General features: G+C 64.4%; 19 protein-coding genes. 16 read left to right on the top strand and 3 right to left on the bottom strand.

Annotated elements, in window-relative coordinates:
* Window positions 1-4 precede the first annotated feature (4 nt).
* On the top strand, window positions 5-1,513 hold the full coding sequence (locus ACZYHG_RS08470) for an aldehyde dehydrogenase family protein (protein ID WP_464613398.1): 1,509 nt from the start codon (window positions 5-7) through the stop codon (window positions 1,511-1,513).
* 18 nt (window positions 1,514-1,531) lie between these two features.
* Here ACZYHG_RS08470 and ACZYHG_RS08465 read toward each other — a convergent pair whose 3' ends face one another.
* The gene (locus ACZYHG_RS08465; protein WP_464614647.1) at window positions 1,532-2,188 is read right to left on the bottom strand and encodes a GntR family transcriptional regulator; all 657 of its coding nucleotides are present in this window, start codon (window positions 2,186-2,188) and stop codon (window positions 1,532-1,534) included.
* Window positions 2,189-2,522: 334 nt separating this feature from the next.
* Here ACZYHG_RS08465 and ACZYHG_RS08460 point away from each other — a divergent pair, with 334 nt between their 5' ends.
* The 8 genes from ACZYHG_RS08460 to atzF are packed head-to-tail and all read left to right on the top strand — an operon-like array spanning window position 2,523 to window position 10,827.
* On the top strand, window positions 2,523-3,650 hold the full coding sequence (locus tag ACZYHG_RS08460) for a BMP family ABC transporter substrate-binding protein (protein WP_464613397.1): 1,128 nt from the start codon (window positions 2,523-2,525) through the stop codon (window positions 3,648-3,650).
* 45 nt (window positions 3,651-3,695) lie between these two features.
* Window positions 3,696-4,811, top strand: coding sequence for an ABC transporter permease (locus ACZYHG_RS08455; RefSeq protein WP_464614646.1), 1,116 nt, complete (start codon window positions 3,696-3,698; stop codon window positions 4,809-4,811).
* Window positions 4,811-5,737: an ABC transporter permease gene (locus ACZYHG_RS08450; protein ID WP_464613396.1), complete on the top strand. Its 927-nt coding sequence runs from the start codon at window positions 4,811-4,813 to the stop codon at window positions 5,735-5,737. Before ACZYHG_RS08455 ends, ACZYHG_RS08450 begins: the two co-directional genes overlap by 1 nt.
* Window positions 5,738-5,751: 14 nt before the next feature.
* Window positions 5,752-6,453 (top strand): biuret amidohydrolase, encoded by a 702-nt coding sequence (biuH, locus tag ACZYHG_RS08445; RefSeq protein ID WP_464613395.1) that lies wholly within the window; start codon window positions 5,752-5,754, stop codon window positions 6,451-6,453.
* Between the two features lie 10 nt (window positions 6,454-6,463).
* The gene (locus ACZYHG_RS08440) at window positions 6,464-7,987 is read left to right on the top strand and encodes an ABC transporter ATP-binding protein (protein WP_464613394.1); all 1,524 of its coding nucleotides are present in this window, start codon (window positions 6,464-6,466) and stop codon (window positions 7,985-7,987) included.
* Window positions 7,987-8,655, top strand: coding sequence for a cysteine hydrolase family protein (locus tag ACZYHG_RS08435; protein WP_464613393.1), 669 nt, complete (start codon window positions 7,987-7,989; stop codon window positions 8,653-8,655). Before ACZYHG_RS08440 ends, ACZYHG_RS08435 begins: the two co-directional genes overlap by 1 nt.
* Window positions 8,648-8,998 (top strand): cupin domain-containing protein, encoded by a 351-nt coding sequence (locus tag ACZYHG_RS08430; RefSeq protein ID WP_464613392.1) that lies wholly within the window; start codon window positions 8,648-8,650, stop codon window positions 8,996-8,998. The genes ACZYHG_RS08435 and ACZYHG_RS08430 overlap by 8 nt, the downstream gene beginning before the upstream one ends.
* Window positions 8,995-10,827 (top strand): allophanate hydrolase, encoded by a 1,833-nt coding sequence (gene atzF / locus ACZYHG_RS08425; protein WP_464613391.1) that lies wholly within the window; start codon window positions 8,995-8,997, stop codon window positions 10,825-10,827. The genes ACZYHG_RS08430 and atzF overlap by 4 nt, the downstream gene beginning before the upstream one ends.
* A gap of 63 nt (window positions 10,828-10,890) precedes the next feature.
* Here the strand turns inward: atzF and bla are convergent, their stop codons facing one another.
* Window positions 10,891-11,784: a class A beta-lactamase gene (gene bla / locus ACZYHG_RS08420; protein WP_464613390.1), complete on the bottom strand. Its 894-nt coding sequence runs from the start codon at window positions 11,782-11,784 to the stop codon at window positions 10,891-10,893.
* Window positions 11,785-11,888: 104 nt separating this feature from the next.
* Between bla and ACZYHG_RS08415 the strand changes: the two genes are divergently transcribed.
* A complete protein-coding gene (locus ACZYHG_RS08415; RefSeq protein ID WP_464613389.1) occupies window positions 11,889-12,758 on the top strand; it encodes a LysR family transcriptional regulator in 870 nt (289 codons plus the stop codon).
* A gap of 1 nt (window position 12,759) precedes the next feature.
* Here the strand turns inward: ACZYHG_RS08415 and ACZYHG_RS08410 are convergent, their stop codons facing one another.
* Window positions 12,760-13,710 (bottom strand): LysR family transcriptional regulator, encoded by a 951-nt coding sequence (locus tag ACZYHG_RS08410; RefSeq protein ID WP_464613388.1) that lies wholly within the window; start codon window positions 13,708-13,710, stop codon window positions 12,760-12,762.
* Window positions 13,711-13,801: 91 nt separating this feature from the next.
* Here ACZYHG_RS08410 and ACZYHG_RS08405 point away from each other — a divergent pair, with 91 nt between their 5' ends.
* The 6 genes from ACZYHG_RS08405 to ACZYHG_RS08380 all read left to right on the top strand — a co-directional run bounded on the left by ACZYHG_RS08405 (window position 13,802) and on the right by ACZYHG_RS08380 (window position 19,380).
* Window positions 13,802-14,665 carry a dioxygenase family protein gene (locus tag ACZYHG_RS08405; protein ID WP_464613387.1) on the top strand — a complete coding sequence of 288 codons (864 nt, stop codon included), beginning with the start codon at window positions 13,802-13,804 and terminating at the stop codon, window positions 14,663-14,665.
* Window positions 14,662-15,723, top strand: a complete 1,062-nt coding sequence (locus ACZYHG_RS08400) for a maleylacetate reductase (RefSeq protein ID WP_464613386.1) — start codon at window positions 14,662-14,664, stop codon at window positions 15,721-15,723. The genes ACZYHG_RS08405 and ACZYHG_RS08400 overlap by 4 nt, the downstream gene beginning before the upstream one ends.
* A gap of 23 nt (window positions 15,724-15,746) precedes the next feature.
* Window positions 15,747-17,027, top strand: a complete 1,281-nt coding sequence (locus ACZYHG_RS08395) for an ABC transporter substrate-binding protein (protein WP_464613385.1) — start codon at window positions 15,747-15,749, stop codon at window positions 17,025-17,027.
* A gap of 64 nt (window positions 17,028-17,091) precedes the next feature.
* The gene (locus ACZYHG_RS08390) at window positions 17,092-17,811 is read left to right on the top strand and encodes an ABC transporter ATP-binding protein (protein WP_464613384.1); all 720 of its coding nucleotides are present in this window, start codon (window positions 17,092-17,094) and stop codon (window positions 17,809-17,811) included.
* Entirely contained in the window at window positions 17,811-18,515 is a 705-nt protein-coding gene (locus tag ACZYHG_RS08385) for an ABC transporter ATP-binding protein (RefSeq protein WP_464613383.1), read from the top strand. The genes ACZYHG_RS08390 and ACZYHG_RS08385 overlap by 1 nt, the downstream gene beginning before the upstream one ends.
* A gap of 1 nt (window position 18,516) precedes the next feature.
* On the top strand, window positions 18,517-19,380 hold the full coding sequence (locus ACZYHG_RS08380; RefSeq protein WP_464613382.1) for a branched-chain amino acid ABC transporter permease: 864 nt from the start codon (window positions 18,517-18,519) through the stop codon (window positions 19,378-19,380).
* The last annotated feature ends 2 nt before the right edge of the window (window positions 19,381-19,382 follow it).

Genomic DNA, 19,382 nt, shown 5'->3' with positions numbered 1-19,382 from the left:
GAAAATGCATTTCTCGCCCGACCGGCCGACTTTCTTCGTCAATCCCGATTACCGCTCGATGGCCGGCACGACAAAACCGGTGATCGATCCGGCGACGCTGGAAACCGTCGGTGCGATCGCGTCCGCCAGCGACGGCGAGATCGACGCCGTGCTGACCGCCGCCACAAGGGCGCAGGCGGCCTGGAAAAAGCTCGACGCCAAGAGCCGGGCAAAACACCTGCACGCCGTCGCCAACGCCATCGAGACGGCGGACTTCACCCGCTGCGCCGAGCTGATGGTGCGCGAGATGGGCAAGCCCTACCCGGAAGCAATCGGCGAGATCGCCAATTGCGCGCCGATCTTCCGCTACTATGCCGAGATGGCGCGCGATGATGCCGGCAAGATCGCCGGCACGACGCAGGCCGGTTCGTTCCAGTATGCGCGCTACGAGCCCTATGGCGTCTCCGTGCACATCATGCCCTACAACTTCCCGATCCTGCTGATGTGCTGGACCGTGGCCGCCTCGCTTGCCGCCGGCAACGCCTGCATCATCAAGCCGGCCGAGGCGACGACGCTGTCGACGCTGGACTACATGCCCGTGTTCCGCGCTCTGCCAGAGGGCCTGGTCTCCTGCCTTCCCGGGGACGCTGCAACAGCGCAGGCGCTGATCGCGTCCGACCGCACCCATGCCATCGCCTTTACCGGCTCGGTCGCCGCTGGCAAGGCTGTGGCTGTCGCCTGCGCCGAACGCATGAAACCTTGCGTCATCGAGGCCGGCGGCAGCGATCCGCTGATCATCAGTGAGCACGCCCCGCTCGAAATCGCCGCGGCCGGCAGCGTCACCGCCGCCTTCCACCTCACCGGCCAGGTCTGCACCTCGGCCGAGCGCTTCTTCGTCGTCGATGCGGTTCATGATCGTTTCGTCGAACTGTTCGCCGAAAGGACGCTGGCGCTGCGCATCGGCAACGGCATGGACAAGACCGAGATCGGCCCGCTGGTCAGCGAAAGCGCTCGGGCCAAAGTCATGCGGCTGGTTGACGATGCCATTGCCCATGGCGCCAAGGCAGTGACCGGCGGCCGCATTCCGCCGGCGCACAACACCGGCTGGTTCTACGAACCGACGATCCTGACCAGCGTCACCCCAGACATGGCGATTGTGCGCGAAGAGTGCTTTGGGCCGGTCGCCGCGATCTGCCGGGTGAAGGATTTCGACGAGGCGATCCGGCTTGCCAATGACAGCCCGTTCGGGCTCGGCGCTTCCGTCTTCACATCAGATCTCGCCGAAGCGCATGAGGCGGCGGAGCGGCTCGAGGCCGGCATGGTCTGGGTCAACAATCCCCTCATCGACAATGACGCCTTGCCATTCGGTGGCTGGAAGGCCTCGGGCCTCGGCCGCGAGCTCGGCCGGCAGGGGTTGGACGCCTTCCGCCGCTCGAAGATGGTGATCATCGACCACAGACCGGCAATTCAGGAATGGTGGTATCCCTATCCCGACAGCTGGTTCCGCGAAACCGGCGGCCGCAAGCACGTGTGAGATGTTGCCGGAGCCCCTTTATGTAGGCAGTTCGACCAAGCCTGCCTTGGGACTTGCGGGGTCGACCGCGGCAAACACGGCGCTGGCCTCGCTGACGATGGAGACATGGTCCTTTGCAGCGATACCCGCGGCAGCACCGTCCCCGCGCAGGATCGCGGTGACAATGGCGTCGTGCTCCTGCCAGGACTTGGCCAGACGACCGGAAAGCCTGAATTGCGCGCGGCGGAAGGGCGCCAACCGGCTGCGCGTCATCACCGTCAGTTCGTAGATGTGGGTGCTGTGGGCGCCGCGATAGAGCCGGGTGTGGAACTCGGTGTTGAAATATTCATAGTCTTCCTCCGCGCCGAGCCGCACGAGACGGGCCGAGGCCTGATGTTCGACCTCCAGTGCACGGCGCTCGCCACCTGTCATGCGTTCTGCGCAGAAGCGCGCGCAAATCCCTTCCAGTTCGGCCATGCTTTCGAACATAGAGGCGAGATGCTCCTGCGTCACCACGGCAACGATGGCACCTCGGTTCGGCCGCCTTTCGACAAGGCCCATGGCGCTAAGCTGCCCGAGCGCCTCACGCACCGGCGTGCGTGACACCTCGAAGCGGGCGGCAAGCGACGCTTCATCGAGCTTTTCGCCGGGCCGCAGCACGCCGGTGACGATGCGGTCGCCGATCGCCCGCACCATCTGATCGACGGTCGTGCCCGACCGGATCAAGCTGCGTTTTCCCGACACGACTGCCTCCCTGCCTTTGACATCCTGCGCCATGAAATCAAGCCGCCGCACAAGCACCACGACTCAGTTGGTACCCTCTATGCCTATGTTTTAATCTGTATGTCAAATTGGCTATTTTCGAGGCAAAAAGTGTATGCAATTGCCTTTGGCTTGTGCACTGCAAAAGGCTTGATCCACTGTTTTCACAACATAAAATCAAGTTTTTAAATTGGCACGGTGATTGCATACACTTTCTTATCGAGGCGTTAACCGGCTTCCTGAGGGGCCTTTAAAAAGGAGCATTAACATGACCGACCGTTTCATGCTTAGCCGCCGCCAGTTGCTCAAGACGTCAGCCGTTGGGGCGGCGCTCGGCCTGGCTTCGGCGTCCTTTCCGCTTTCACGGGCCTTTGCCGCCACGGCGACCGTCGGCTTCATCTATGTCGGCCCGAAGGACGATTACGGTTATAACCAGGCGCATGCCGAGGGCGCGGCGACGTTGAAAGGCATCGAAGGCATTACCGTCGTCGAAGAGGAGAATGTACCGGAAACGGTCGATGTCCAGAAGACGATGGAATCGATGATCAATCTGGACGGCGCCTCGCTGATCTTCCCGACCTCGTTCGGCTATTTCGACCCCCACATGCTGGCCATGTGCAAAAAGTTTCCCGACGTCCAGTTCCGCCATTGCGGCGGCATGTGGGACAAGGCCAAGCATCCGATGAATGCCGGCTCCTATTTCGGCTATATCGGCATGGGCCAGTATCTCAACGGCGTCGTCGCCGGCCACACCTCGAAGACCAAGAAGCTCGGCTTCGTCGCCGCCAAACCGATTCCGCAGGTTTTGCTGAACATAAACTCCTTCCTGCTCGGCGCGCGCTCGGTCGATCCGACCATCACTTGCCAGGTCATCTTCACCGGCGAATGGTCGCTGGCGGTCAAGGAAGCAGAAGCCACCAACGCGCTGGTCGACCAGGGCGCCGACGTCATCACCTGCCATGTCGACAGCCCGAAAGTGGTGGTCGAGACGGCCGCCGGGCGCGGCGCTTTCGTCTGCGGCTATCACGCCAACCAGAGCCCGCTGGCGCCGGAAAAATATCTCACCGGCGCCGAGTTTAACTGGGCCAAGGTCTACAAGATGTTCGTCGACGATCTGACGGCTGGCACGCCGCTGCCGAACTTCACGCGTGGCGGCCTTGCCGATGGCTTCGTCAAGATGAGCCCGCTTGGCCCCGCTGTCGGCGAGCCGGCGCGCAAGCAGTTCGACGCAACATTGGTCGAGATGATGAAAGGCGGCTTCGCCGTCATCAAGGGACCGTTGAAGAGCAACAAGGGCGTCGTCGTCGCCACCGCGGGCCAGGCGTTCGTCGAAACCGCCATCGAACTCGAGAGCATGGACTATCTGGTCGAGGGCGTCGTCGGCTCGACCGCGTGATCTGAGGGGAACCGAGCGATGACGGATACGGTGACAGGAGCCGGCATGCCGGCACTATTCGGCGCAAGGTTCTATCCGGCGGCGCTGGAATGGATCGCGCGGCGGGCGGAGGCCTTCGTCATTCCGCTCGCAGCACTTGTCGTCGGCATGGCGCTGTTCAGCCTGTTCATCTTGGCTGTCGGCAAGTCGCCTATCCTGCTTTACGAAACCATGTGGCGGGGTGGCTTCGGCTCATGGTTCTCGGTGCAGAACTCGCTGTCGCGGGCCGCACCGCTGCTACTGGCGGCGCTGTGCGTGGCGCTGCCGGCGCGACTTGGGCTCGTCGTCATCGGCGGCGAGGGCGCCATCGTGCTCGGCGGCGTCGGCGCCGCGGCCATCGGCGTGGCGCTGAGCGGCGCGCCTTCCCCAATCGTCATTCTTGCCATGGGCGTGGCGGGCATGGCCGCCGGCGGCATCTGGATCGGTGCCGTCGGCGCGCTGCGCCACTACCGGGCCGTCAACGAAACCATTTCCAGCCTGCTGATGGCCTACATCGCAATCGCGCTGATGAACCAGCTGGTGGAAGGGCCGCTGCGTGACCCGGCCTCGCTTAACAAGCCGTCGACGCAGCCGCTGGCGGACATCTACCGCATCGGCAACATTCCGGGCATGGACGTGCATTGGGGGCTGGTCGTCGGCGTCGTCGCTTGCATCCTCTCCTGGGTGCTCATCGAAAAGACCCGCTGGGGTTTCGCCGCGCGCATCGCCGGCGGCAATGTGCGGGCGGCACAGGTGCAGGGGCTGGCTGTCGGGCCACTCATCGTCGGCTTCACTGCGCTGGCCGGCGGCTTTGCCGGGCTGGCCGGCATGCTGGAGGTCGCTGCCGTGCAAGGCAGCGCCAATGCCTCGCTCGCCGCCGGCTATGGTTACACCGGCATCCTCGTCGCCTTCCTGGCCCGCCACAACCCGCTGGCCATCATCCCGGTCGCCATCCTGCTTGGCGGCATCGATGCCTCGGGCGGACTGATCCAGCGCCGCCTGGACCTGCCCGACGCCACCGTGCTGGTGCTGCAGGGCATGATCTTCATCGTCATCCTGTTCAGCGAAACCTTTTACGGCCGCTTCAAGGCCTTCAATCCCGATCTGTGGAAGCGGCCCGATCTCGTGCGGGGGACTGCCTGATGGATGCGACAGAGATTGGCCTCTGGGGCGTGCCGCTGGCGATACTGGGCGGCGCCATCCGCGTGTCGACGCCCTTCATCTTCGTCTCGCTGGGTGAAGCGATCACCGAGCGGTCCGGCCGCATCAATCTGGGGCTCGAAGGCACGCTCGTCTTCGGCGCCATGACCGCCTATGGAGTGGCGGTAATGAGCAACTCGCCCTGGCTCGGCCTGCTCGCCGCGGCCTTCGCCGGCCTGTGCTTCGGCCTGTTCCATGGCTGGATCTGCAAATTCCGTGGGGTCAACGACATCGCCATCGGCATCGCGCTGATGCTGTTCGGCTCGGGCCTTGCCTTCTTCTTCGGCAAGCCGTTCATCAAGCCAAAGGCGCCCAATCTGCCGGCCATCCCATTCGGCGGCTGGTCCGATATCCCGCAGGTGCAGGCGGCACTCGATGTCAACGTGCTGTTCCTGATCGGCGCCGTGCTTTCGGTCATCCTGTGGTGGGCCTTCCGCAACACGCGCGCCGGGCTGATCGTGCGCGTCGTCGGCGACAGTTCGGACGCGGCGCGCGCCATGGGCCTCAACCCCGATACGGTGCGGCTGCTCGCCACCGGCGTCGGCGGCGCGCTGGCCGGCATCGGCGGCGCCTATCTGTCGCTCTACTATCCCGGCAGCTGGACCGAGCGCATCTCGTCGGGCCAGGGCCTGATGGCGGTGGCGCTGGTCATTTTCGCGCGCTGGAACCCGCTGGGATGCTTTGCCGCCGCCCTTCTGTTTGGCGGAGCAGGCGCGCTTGGGCCGGCGCTGCAATCGGTCGGCGTCACGCAAGGCTACTATCTGTTCTACGCAGCGCCCTACATCCTCACCCTCATCATCATGATCGCCACCTCGTCGCCGACACGCTCGCTTGCCGGCGCGCCGGGCGAATTGTCGATCACCAAATGACTGGAGTTTTGCCCGTGAACGCCAGAGCCGAATTCACCCAGCACACGATCGACGCCGAGCCTTATCCGTGGCCCTACAATGGCGATTTGCGGCCCGACAATACGGCGCTGATCATCATCGACATGCAGACCGATTTCTGCGGACCGGGCGGTTATGTGGATCATATGGGCTACGACCTCTCGCTGGTGCGGGCGCCGATCGAACCGATCAAATCGGTGCTCACAGCCATGCGGGCCAAGGGCTACACCATCATCCACACGCGCGAGGGGCATCGGCCCGATCTTGCCGACCTGCCGGCCAACAAACGCTGGCGCTCGCGCCGTATCAATGCCGGCATCGGTGATCCCGGTCCGTGCGGGCGCATCCTGGTGCGCGGCGAGCCGGGATGGGACATCATCCCCGACCTCTACCCGATCGAGGGCGAGCCGATTATCGACAAGCCCGGCAAAGGCTCGTTCTGCGCCACCGATCTGGAGCTGATCCTCAACCAGCGCGGCATACAGAATATCGTGCTGACCGGCATCACCACCGATGTCTGCGTCCACACCACCATGCGCGAGGCCAATGACCGCGGCTATGAATGCATGATGCTGGAGGATTGCTGCGGGGCCACCGATTACGGCAACCATCTGGCGGCGATCAAGATGATCAAGATGCAGGGAGGCGTCTTCGGCACGGTGTCGAATTCGAAGGCGCTCGTCGCGCAGCTGCCGTGAGGAGGCCGCGATGAGTGACAGGAAAGCCGTCGGCGTCGAAACCATCGGCATGACCATGCGCTTCGGCGGCTTCACAGCGCTGGACGCCGTGTCGGTCAAAGTGCCGGCGGGCTCGTTCCACGCGCTGCTCGGCGAGAACGGCGCCGGCAAGTCGACGCTGGTCAAATGCATGATGGGTTTTTATCACCCGACCTCAGGCGACATGCTGGTCGATGGCCGCGAGGTGGCGATCGCCAGTCCGCGCGACGCCTCGGCGCTTGGGCTCGGCATGGTCTACCAACACTTTACCCTGGTCCCCTCTCTGACGGGTGCCGAGAACCTCGTCATCTCGCGCGAGAAGGTTCCCGGCATCATCGACTGGCACAAGGAGCGTGGAGATCTCGGCGTGTTCATGGAGCGCATGCCGTTCAAGCTGCCGCTCGATGTCAAGGTCGCGGAACTCGCCGCCGGTGAGAAGCAGAAGCTCGAAATCATCAAGCAACTCTATCTCGGCCGCTCCTTCCTGGTGCTGGATGAACCGACCTCGGTCCTCACGCCCGGCGAGGCGCAGGAGGTGCTGGGGCTGGTGCGCGACATGACCAAGGCCGGCGACCTGACCGTGTTGATGATCTCGCACAAGTTCCATGAGGTCACGGCCTTCGCCGACGATGTCAGCGTTTTGCGCAAGGGCAAGCTCACCGGAACTGGCCGAGTCGCCGATCTCGACCACAAGGCGATGGCGGCGATGATGATCGGCGACCAGCCGATCGCCGCCCTCGACAGCCGTGCGGCGCCCAAGGCCGACGCCGAGATCGTGCTGAAGGTAAAATCCCTGAAGGCGCCGGACCGCACCGGGCTGAAGTCGATCCGCATCGAGGATCTCGGCGTGCGTTCGGGCGAGATCGTCGGTATCGCCGGCATTTCCGGCAACGGCCAGAAGGAATTCCTCGAAGTTCTGGCCGGACAGCGGCCGCGCGACGGCGGCGAAGTGCTGGTGCGTGGTTCCGCCTACGCCGCGACGCGAGCCGAGGCGCGCGCGCTCAATGTGCGGCTCATTCCTGAGGAGCCGCTGAAGAATGCCTGCGCGCCGAAAATGACGGTGGCCGAGAACATCTCTTTCCGCACCTTTGACATCGACGGCAACGGCAGACCGGTGAGCTGGATCAGCACCAGTGCCATCCGGGCGTTCAGCGCCAGGCTGGTCGAGCAATTCAAGGTCAAGACCGCCTCGCTGTCCTCGCCCATCGCCTCGCTGTCGGGCGGCAATGTGCAGCGCGCGGTGCTGGCACGCGAGCTGACCGGCGAGGTCGATCTGCTGATCGTCTCCAATCCCTGCTTCGGCCTCGATTTCTCGGCGGTGGCCGAAATCCGCGCCCGCATCATGAAGGCGCGCAATGCCGGGGCGGCCGTGCTTTTGATGTCGGAAGACCTCGACGAGCTGCTGGAACTGTCGGACCGCATCTTCGTCATGTCGGACGGCGCGCTGGTCTACGAGACGCCGATCGCCGGGGCGAGCGTGCAGACCATAGGCGAGCACATGGCGGGGCATCACTGATGGCCGAAATCGATGCGCAACCATTCGCCTTTGCGTTCAAGCCGGACACGATGGCGCTGGTCGTCATCGACATGCAGCGCGACTTTGCCGAGCCCGGCGGTTTTGGTGCCAGTCTCGGCAATAATGTCAGCCGGATTACGGCCATCGTGCCGACGGTGAAGAAATTGATCGAGGGTTTCCGCGCCGCCGGCCTGCCGGTGATCCACACCATGGAGTGCCACCGCGCTGATCTCTCCGACCTGCCGCCGGCCAAGCGCAATCGCGGCAATCCATCGATCCGCATCGGCGATGTCGGGCCGATGGGCCGGGTACTGATCGTCGGTGAGCCGGGCACGGCGATCCTCGACGAGCTGGCGCCCCTGCCGGGCGAGATCGTCATCGAGAAGCCCGGCAAGGGTGCCTTCTATGCAACGAGCTTTGGTGATGAGCTCAAGCGGCTCGGCGCACAGCAACTGGTCTTTGCCGGCGTCACCACTGAGGTCTGCGTGCAGACGACGATGCGCGAGGCCAATGATCGCGGCTATGAATGTCTGCTCGCCGAAGACGCGACGGAAAGCTATTTCCCGGAGTTCAAGGCAGCGGCCATCGCCATGATCCGCGCGCAGGGCGCCATTGTCGGCTGGACGGCGACGACCGACCAGGTGCTGCAGGGACTTGCCCATGGCTAATCTGAGTTTTGCCGGCCTTATTGGTGGCGGCTGGCGCGATCTGGCGTTCGAGCCTTTTCGCGAGGGCATCACGGTGCACTGGCTGTTGAAGGGCGGACCGGTCGAGCCGTCGGTGGCGATCCTGAATTACCAACCCAGCGCGGCCGTGCCGCGCCATCGCCATGTCGGGCTGGAAACCATCGTCGTGCTCGAGGGCACGCAGAGCGACGAGAATGGCGATTATCCCTCCGGTAGCGTCATCCTGAACCCGGTCGGGACCGAGCATTCGGTGTGGACGAAGGACGGCTGCGTCGTGCTGATCCAATGGGACCTGCCGGTGATCATTCTGGGAGAGGCCACATGAGCGATATCCGCTTCGACATCGGCAGTTTGCACGCGGCCTATGCCAGCGGTGTCACTGTCGCCGCCATGATCGATGCCGTGCATGAGCGCATCGTGGCGGCCGACGATCCCGGCATCTTCATTCATCTCGCCGGCAAGGCGCAGATGCTGGAGCAGGCGCAACAACTGGGACCGTTCGATCCGGTGGCCAAGCCGTTGTGGGGCGTTCCGTTCGCGGTCAAGGACAACATCGACGTCGCCGGCATGCCGACAACGGCGGCCTGTGGCGAATATGCTTATACGCCCGATGCGGACGCCACCGTAGTGGCCCGGCTGAAGTCGGCCGGCGCGCTGGTGGTGGGCAAGACCAATCTCGACCAGTTCGCCACCGGCCTTGTCGGCGTGCGCACGCCGTACCCGATTCCCAGGAACGCTGTCGATGCCAGCCTGGTGCCGGGCGGCTCCTCCTCGGGGTCGGCGGTGGCAACGGCGCGCGGCATCGTCTCCTTCTCGCTGGGCACCGATACTGCGGGCTCCGGCCGCATCCCCGCTGGCCTCAACAACATCGTCGGGCTGAAACCGACCGTCGGCGCGCTGTCGGCCGCCGGCGTCGTGCCGGCCTGCCGCACGCTCGACTGCATCTCGGTGTTCGCGCTGACCGTCGACGACGCCTATGCGGTGTTCGGTGTCGCGGCGGCCAAGGACACGGCCGACGCCTATTCTCGCGCGGTCAAGGTGCCGGCGCTTGCCGCACGTCCGCCGGTGCTGAGCGTCGGCGTGCCGGCCAAGGCAGATCTCAAATTCTTCGGCGACGCCTCGATGCAGGCCGGCTTCGAGGCGGCTCTTGGCTTGCTGGAAAAACTCGGCTGCCGGCTGGTCGAAATCCCGTTCGGCGATTTCTACGCCACCGCCAACCTCCTCTACGAGGGCGCCTGGGTGGCTGAACGCTACGCCGCGATCCGCGACTTCATGGACGCCAACGAGGCGGCCATGCATCCGGTGACGAGCAAAATCATCGGTGGTGCGCGCGGCCTGTCGGCGGCCGACGCTTTCAAGGGCCTCTATGCACTGCAGGCCTACAAGGCAAAGCTCTCGCCGGTCATCGCTTCGGTCGACCTGTTCTGCGTACCGACCGCGCCGACACATTACGCCCTGGAGGCGGTGCTCGCCGACCCGATCACCACCAACAGCCGGCTTGGCACCTACACCAATTTCGTCAATCTGCTCGACATGTGCGGGATCGCCGTGCCGACCGGCAAGCGCGACGACGGCTTGCCGATGAGCGTGACGTTGCTGGCCATGGCGGGCAAGGATTGGCTTACGGCCGCGCTAGCCCGTGACATCCATGCCGCGTGTGGCCTGCCGCTTGGCGCGACCGGCTGGGCGCAGTCGGGTAGCCCGCCGCTCGGCGAATGCGCGGCAGACGATATGATCGATCTGGTGGTTGTCGGCGCGCATCTTTCGGGCATGCCGCTCAATGGCCAATTGCGGGAGCTCGGAGCCCGGTTCTCGAGGAACGCGAAGACAACGCCTGCCTATCGGCTCTATGCACTTGCCGGGCAAACCGTGCCCAAGCCTGGGCTCGTGCGCGTCGCCGGCAACGGCACGCAGATAGATGTCGAGGTCTGGCGGCTTGACCCGGACGCCTTCGGACGCTTCGTCGCCGCCATCCCGGCTCCGCTCGGCATTGGCACGATTGAACTCGACGACGGCACGTCGGCAAAAGGCTTCCTGGCCGAGACAGCCGGCCTGTTGGCGGCAGCGGACATCTCGATCCATGGCGGCTGGCGCAGCTTTATCGCCAATTCCCGCGAACCGGAGCGCCGTCTGGAGAGCGTCCCGAGCGGCTGATCGGGCTCCCCGGGAGCAGTCGCGTCCTCGACGATGACGCGACAAACTCCGCGCCGATACGACTTACGCCTCGATCGCTTCGACCAAAGCCCGTGAGACCGAGGCTATCACCGCATTGCGCTTGGCGAGGCTCTGTTTTGTGCCCGTCAGATAGACCGACATCAGAATCGGATTGCCCGACGCCGGCCAGATGACGGCCGCGTCATTGGTGCTGCCACGGTCACCCGTGCCGGTCTTGTCGCCGCATTTCCAGCCTTTCGGCAGTCCTGCCCGGATACGGTCGTCGCCGGTCTTGTTGGCCACCAGCCATTCGACAAGCTGCGCCCGGCCCTTTTGCGAGAGGCTGTCGCTGAGAGCGAGGCGCTCATAGTCGTCGATCATGGCCAACGGCGAGGTCGTATCGCGGGAATCGCCCGGCACGGATTCGTTCAGGTCAGGCTCGATGCGGTCGAGCCTGGTCACCTTGTCGCCGATCGAGCGCAGATAGGCGGTCAGTTGCGCCGGTCCGCCAAAGGACGCCAGCAGCAGATTGGCGGCCCCATTGTCGCTGACGGTTACCGCAGCCTCGCAAAGCTGCGCCACCGTCATCTCGCCGCCGGCGTGGTTCTTGGTCGTTGGCGAACTCGCAACAACGGCGTTATGCGGAACCTTGATGCTGCGGTCGAGCTGTTCGATGCCGCCTTCGACGCGGTGCAGGATGAGTGCCGCGGCAAGTGTCTTGAAGGTGCTGCACATCGGAAACAGCTCATTCTCGCGATAGCCGAATTGCGCCGTCGTTCCGGCGATCCGGCAGGCAACGCCAAGCCGGCCGCCGCTTTTCGCCTCAAGCCGCCTTATTTTCGGCGTCAGCCCATCAAATTTTGTCGGGCTTGTTGCCGTCCTCGCCATCGCGCTCAACGTGATGGGGGCCGTCAAAACCACCGCGAGACCACCAATGAAACTGCGTCTGCTTGTCATGTCCACACTCTCTCTTGCCCCGCGCCGCAGGACTGGACCCAATCCTATGCCGCCGCAAACGAGTAAACGTCGCCTCCGTCATAAGAAAAACTAGGGCTGGACCCATGAAGCGATCGCACCTCCCGCTGAATGGCTTGCGCGCCTTCGAGGCTTCGGCGCGGCATCTCTCCTTCACCGGCGCCGGCCTCGAGCTGCGCGTCACCCAGGCCGCCGTCAGCCATCAGGTCAAGGGCCTTGAAGAGGTGCTTGGCGTCCGGCTGTTTCGCCGGCTGCCGCACGGGCTGGCCTTGAGCGAAGAGGGCGAGGCACTGCTGCCCGTACTGAGCGATGCCTTCAACAGGATCGGCGTGACGCTCGACCGCTTCGAAGGCGGCCGCTTCCACGACATCGTCACCGTCGGTGTCGTCGGCACCTTCGCCTCGGGTTGGCTGATCCCACGATTGCCGCTGTTCCACCGGGCCTATCCGGACATCGAATTGCGCATCTCGACCAACAACAACCGGGTCAACCTTGCCGCCGATGGACTCGACTTCGCCATCCGCTTCGGCGACGGCTCCTGGCCGGGGACAGACAACACGCCTCTGCTGTCCGGCGCCTTCTCGCCCGCCTGCGCGCCCGACATCGCCGCGCGTCTGCGTGACCCCTTGGATCTCGGGCGCGAAACGCTGCTCTGCTCCTACCGGGAAGACGAATGGCTGCGCTGGTTCGAGGCGGCCGGGCGCCATTGCCCGCCGATCAAGGGCATCGTCTTCGATTCTTCCGTCACCATGGCCAACGCCGCTGTCCAGGGTGCAGGCGTGGCGCTGCTGCCGGTGTCGATGTTCAGCCGCGAGCTTGGTTCCGGCCAGCTGGTGCAGCCCTTCAGCAGCATGGTCGAAGTCGGCCGCTACTGGCTGTCGGCAAGGCGCAGGCGCCAGAACTCGCAGGCGATGACGACTTTCGCCCAGTGGTTGAAGGTAGAGACGGCTGCCTAGACTACGCGCCCCAGACCACGGCTTGCTCGTGCCGCTTGATCAGGTGTTTGAGGTTGTCGAAACCCTGGCGGATGTGCTTGGCGAAGGCGTCGACCGCTGGCGCCCGCGGTGTGTCGGCGAGCCTGAGCAGACCCAATGCCCGCTCGGGATGCGGGATCGCCAGTGGCAGCGCCGTGATCGCCTTGTCCCGGCGAAAGGCAAAGACCACACTGTGTGGCAGCACGGTGAGCGCGTCGGTTTCCTTCATGTAGTTGATGGCGCTGGTCAGCGAGCCGCCGGAATAACGAATTTTTATCTCCGTGGCGCCGAGCGACAGAAGCAGGCTGCGCAAATCCTCCAGCAGCGGGCTGCCAGGCGGCGGCGCGATCCAGGGATAATCGAGCAGGTCGCCGGTTTTTAGCTTGCGCCGCAGCAACAACGGATGTGTCGACCGGCAAGCGACGACATTGCGGCCAGGCAGGATTTCGCGGAACTCCATGCCTGACCCCTCTTCCAGGATATCGATCGGACAGACGGCGAGGTCGATGCGATCGGCATTGATGGCCGCGCGCAGATCCGGCAGATAGCCATAGCTCTGGTCGATACGCACATCCGGATAGGCGTTCTGGAAATCGGCGATCATGCCGGAGATCAGTGCGTCCATGAAGAACGGCGTGCCGCCGACCCGCACCACGCCGGAGCGGCCCTGGCTGAAATTGTCGACGATGTCGGAAGCCTTGCGTGATGCCGCCAGCATCACCTGGCCATGATCGGCGAGCGCCCGGCCGAGCGGTGTCGGCTGCAAAGGCCGGCGGCCCTTCAGAAACAGCGGCTCGCCCAGCCGCTTCTCCAGCATCGACAATGTGCGCGAAACCGCCGGCTGTGACAGGCCGACAAGCGCGGCGCCCTCAGTGACACCGCCTGCCTGCACGACAGCTGCCAGCTGGATCAAATGCCGCTCATCAAGTTTCATACCAATATGGTATATTAAATCGGCTAGAAATCATCATCTTTGTATCCGGCCTCCAGTATTGTCCCTTGGTGAGATGGAACCGGGGAGGAGCATGTCAGATCCAGGCATACCGTCGTTCAACGAGGCCAACTCCGCCGAGCTGGTCGCCCAACGTCTTTTGAAGGCCAAGGTCGGACCGTTGCCGCGCTTCCTGGCGACTGTTGTCGACCATCTCCACCAGATCGTCCGGGAGACACGTCCGACAGCGACGGACTGGCGGCATGCAATCGCTTTCCTCACCGAAATCGGCCATGCCAGCGACGACAAGCGGCAGGAATGGGTTTTGCTGTCCGATCTCCTCGGCGTCACCGCGCTGGTCGAGGACATCAATTCCCGCCGCCCGAACGGCGCCACCCCCAACACCGGGCGCGGCCCATTCTATCGTACCGACGCACCACGGCTGCCGCTCGGCGCCGACATTTCTCTCGATGGCGTTGGCGCGCCGCTGACCGTGACAGGTCGCGTGGTCGACCTCGACGGCATGCCTGTAGCGGGTGCGACGGTCGAGACCTGGCAAGCCAACGCTCAAGGATTCTATGAGAACCAGCAACCCGATCTGCAGCCAGAATTCAACCTGCGTGGCGTCTTCACCACCGACAGCGATGGCCGTTTCCACTACCGCACGGTGAAGCCGGCCGGGTATGGTGTGCCGGATGACGGCCCGGTCGGCCAGATGCTTGGCCGGCTAAACTACCCACTCAGCCGGCCGGCGCATCTGCATTTCCTCATCCGCGCCGACAATTTCGAGACCCTGACGACGCAAGTGTTCGAGCGCGACGATCCGCGTCTCGGCGAGGACGCATTGTTCGGGGTCAAGCCCGAACTGGTCGGCGATTTCAAACGTTCCGGCAACAGCTGGTCGCTCGATTTCAGTTTCGTCATGGCAATGGCGCGCAAGGGGAGCCGGGCGGCATGACGAGGCAGTTCACCTATTCCGGCAGCCCTGCCCACATCGTCTTCGGCAATGGCGCCTCGTCGGAGGTCGGCTCATGGGTCGAGAAACTCGGCTGCAAGCGTGCGCTGGTGCTGTCGACGCCGCATCAGATAGTCGATGGTGAAGCGCTGGCGAAGCGGCTTGGGCCGCTGGCGGCCGGCACCTTTTCGGGCGCCGCCATGCACACGCCGGTCGATGTGACCGAAGCCGCCATGAACACGGCAAAAGAAGTCAGCGCCGACTGCGTCGTCTCGCTCGGCGGCGGGTCCACCACCGGTCTCGGCAAAGCGATCGCGTATCGCACCGACCTGCCGCAGATCGTCATCCCGACCACCTATGCCGGCTCGGAAGTGACACCGATCCTCGGCCAGACCGAGAACGGCGTGAAGACCACCGTGCGCGATGCAAAAATCCTGCCGGAAGTGGTGATTTACGACCCCGAACTGACCATCGGCCTGCCCATCGCGATGAGCGTCACCTCAGGCCTCAACGCCATGGCGCATGCGGCCGAGGCGCTTTATGCGCAGGACCGCAACCCTGTCTCGACGCTGATGGCGATCGAAGGGCTGCGCGCCCTGAAGCAGGCGCTTCCCGTCCTGATCAAGGAGCCAAGGAATCTCGAGGCGCGCGGTGATGCGCTCTACGGCGCTTGGCTGTGCGGCACCGTGCTCGGCACCGTCGGCATGGCGCTGCATCACAAGATCTGCCACACGCTGGGCGGCTCCTTCGACATGCCGCATGCAGAGACCCATGCGGTGATGCTGCCGCACACGATCGGCTTCAACGCCGTCGCCGTGCCCGAACTGCTCAAGCCTGTTGCCGACATCTTTGGCGGCAGCGCCGGCGGCGGTCTCCACGATTTCGCCGGATCCGTCGGCGCGCCACTGACACTCAGGGAACTCGGCCTCAAGCAGGCAGATCTCGACCGCGCCGCCGAGATCGCGACGAAGAATCCATACTGGAATCCGCGGCCTTTCGACCGCGCCGCAATCCGCGCCCTGTTGCAGGACGCGTGGGAGGGAAGACGACCACAGAACTGACGGCAACACAGGGAGGAACAACAATGATTACCAGACGCGAATTCATCCGGAATACGGCAGCCACCGGCTTGCTTGCCGGCACGTCGGGGCTGGCCATGCCGGCAATCGCCCAGAATGCGCCGATCAAGCTCGGCTATGTCAGCCCGCAATCCGGCCCGCTGGCCGCCTTCGCCGAGGCCGACAAATTCATCATCGACGGGTTTCTCGCCGCCACCAAGGCCGCCGGCCTGAACTATGAGGTGGTCGTCAAGGACAGCCAGTCCAATCCGAACCGGGCGGCGGAAGTCGCCAAGGAGCTGATCGTCACCGACAAGGTCAATCTGATGCTTGTCGCCTCGACGCCGGAGACCACCAACCCGGTCGCAACCACCTGCGAGGCGGAAGAGGTGCCCTGCCTGTCGACCGTGGCGCCCTGGCAGCCCTGGTTCATCGGCCAGCAAGGCAATCCCGGCGACCCCTCCTCGTGGAAGCCGTTCAACTATTCCTACCATTTCTTCTGGGGGCTGGAAGACGTCATTGCCGTCTTCACCAACATGTGGGCACAGGTCGAGACCAACAAGAAGGTTGGCGGCCTGTTCCCCAATGACGGCGACGGCAATGCCTGGGGCGACGGCACGGTCGGCTTCCCGCCGGTATTGGCCAAGGGCGGCTACGGGCTGACCGACACCGGCCGCTACCAGAACCTGACCGATGATTTCTCGGCGCAGATCAACGCCTTCAAGGGCGCGTCCTGCGAAATCATCACCGGCGTGATGATCCCGCCCGATTTCACCACCTTCTGGAACCAGGCCAAGCAGCAGGGTTTCACCCCCAAGGTGGCGTCGATCGGCAAGGCGCTGCTGTTCCCGCAATCGGTCGAGGCGCTCGGCAAGTCCGGCCACAATCTGTCGTCGGAAGTCTGGTGGACGCCGAACCACCCGTTCAAATCGTCGCTGACCGGCGAAAGCTCGGCGCAGGTGGCACAAGGATTCACCAAGGCCACCGGACGGCAGTGGACGCAACCGATCGGCTTCGTCCATGCGCTGTTCGAGATCGCCGTCGATGTCATGAAGCGGGCGGGCGAAGCCGGCGACGGCGACAAGGTGGCGGCGGCGATCGCCGCAACCAAGCTCGACACCCTGGTCGGGCCGATTGCCTGGGATGGCGCCAAGCTGCCGCCCTTCGCCGCCAAGAACATCGCCAAGACGCCGCTGGTCGGCGGCCAGTGGCGGCTCAAGGACGGCGGCGGCTACGATCTCGTCATCACCGACAACAAGACCGCGCCCAACATCCCGACCGGCGGCAAGATGGAAGCCATCGGATGAGCGGCGCCTCGCACCTTTCCTGCCTGCACCTTCTTCCCGTGAACTGGGAGAAGAGAGGCTAGCCATGCCCATCCTGGCCCTCGCCAATGTCTCGAAACGCTTCGGCGCCCTGACCGTCGCCGACGCGGTTTCGTTCGAGCTTGGCGAGGGCGAGGCGTTGGGCATCATCGGCCCGAACGGCGCCGGCAAGTCGACGCTGTTCAATCTGATCACCGGCAACATATCGGCCGATGCCGGCGCCATCACCTTCGATGGCCGCGACGTGACAAGACTGCCGCCGATGCAGCGTTGCTTTGCCGGCGTCGGCCGCTCGTTCCAGATCCCGCAGCCCTTCGAAAAACTGACCGTGTTCGAGAACCTGCTGGTCGCCGGCGCCTTCGGGGCAAGAAAGACCGAATCCGAGGTCAGCGAACGTTGCGCCGAAATTCTGGTCGAGACCGGCCTGATCGATCGCGCCAACCATCCGGCCGGCGGCTTGAGCCTCTTGCAACGCAAGCGGCTGGAACTTGCCCGTGCCCTGGCGACCGAACCAAGGCTGCTGCTGCTGGACGAAATCGCCGGCGGCCTGACCGAAGGCGAATGCGGCCTGCTGGTCGACACGATCAGAGGCATCCACAAAGGCGGCATGTCGATCATCTGGATCGAGCATGTGCTGCATGCGCTGAACTCGGTGGTCGAGCGGCTGCTGGTGCTCAATTTCGGCAAGATCATCGGCATGGGCGTGCCCGACATCGTGATGGCATCGCGCGAGGTCCGCGAAATCTATCTTGGGATCGAGGTCTGATGGCGCTGCTCGAGACCAGAGACCTCATTGCGCGCTACGGCGATTTCCAGGCGCTGTTCGGCGTCGACATCGCGCTGGACCAGGGCGAGACGATTGCGATCATCGGCGCCAACGGTGCCGGCAAAACGACGCTGATGCGCTCGATTTCAGGCATATTGGTGAACCAACCGGACGCGGTCCTGTTCGACGGCGAGAAGATCGGTGCCCTGCCCGCGCCCGACATCGTGGCGCGCGGCATCGCCATGGTGCCGGAGGGACGAAAACTGTTTCCCTCGCTCAGCGTCGAAGAGAACCTTCTCATTGGCCGCTACGGCCGCGCGGTCGAAGGACACTGGAGCCTGGACACCGTCTACGAACTGTTCCCGATCCTCAAGGAGAGACGCGCCAATCCCGGCACCGCTCTGTCCGGCGGCCAGCAGCAGATGGTGGCGATCGGCCGCGCGCTGATGTCCAACCCGCGCGTGCTTCTGTGCGACGAGATCAGCCTTGGTCTGGCGCCGGTCGTCATCAAGGATATCTATGCCGCCTTCCCGCGCATCCGCGAAGCCGGCGCTTCGATCGTCGTGGTCGAGCAGGACATCGGCCAGGCGCTGAAGGTTTCGGACCGTGTCTACTGCATGATGGAAGGCCGCATCACTCTGTCCGGCACGCCGGCTGCACTGACGCGTGAGGCCATTCACGCCGCGTATTTTGGGGTGGCCTGACATGGCGTGGCTCGACACCATCATCCAGGGCATCCTGCTCGGCGGGCTCTACGCTTTGTTCGCGGCAGGCTTGAGCCTCGTCTTCGGCATCATGCGGCTGGTCAATCTGGCGCATGGCGACTTGATCGTGCTCGCCGCCTTCCTGATCCTGGTGCTGGTCTCGGCCCTTGGCCTCAATCCGTTCTTGGCGGCGCTGGTGGCGATGCCTGTGATGTTCGCGATCGGCTGGGCGCTGCAGTTCTTCCTGCTCAACCGGACATTGGGCACAGACATATTGCCGCCGCTGCTGGTCACCTTCGGCCTGTCGATTGTCATCCAGAACGGACTGCTCGAAGGCTTTTCCGCCGACAGCCGCCGCATCCCGGTCGGTGGGCTGGACTCCGCATCCGTCGCGCTGGGGCCGATCAATGTCGGCGTCATGCCGCTGCTGACCCTGGCCTCCGCGATCGCCGTGATCATCGGGCTCAACCAGCTTTTCTATCGCACGTCGCTCGGCCGCGCCTTTCGTGCCACCTCGGACGACCCGGTCACCGCCGGGTTGATGGGCATCCAGCCGAAGCGCATCTTCGCAACCGCCACCGGCATTGCCATGGTGGTGGTGACGATCGCCGCCCTCTATCTCGGCACGCGCGCCAATTTCGATCCGACCATCGGACCGGCGCGGCTGATCTATGCCTTCGAGGCGGTCATCATCGGCGGCCTCGGCTCGCTGTGGGGCACGCTCGCCGGCGGCATTGTCATCGGCATCGCCCAGACCTTTGGCGCCGCGATCAACCCGGAATGGCAGATTCTCGCCGGGCATCTGGCTTTCCTCGTCGTGCTGCTGGTCCGGCCGCGTGGCCTGTTCCCGCGTGCGGTGGATTGAGC

This window comes from Mesorhizobium subarcticum, from assembly GCF_055456085.1.
This window is presented reverse-complemented; position numbering and strand designations above follow the sequence as displayed.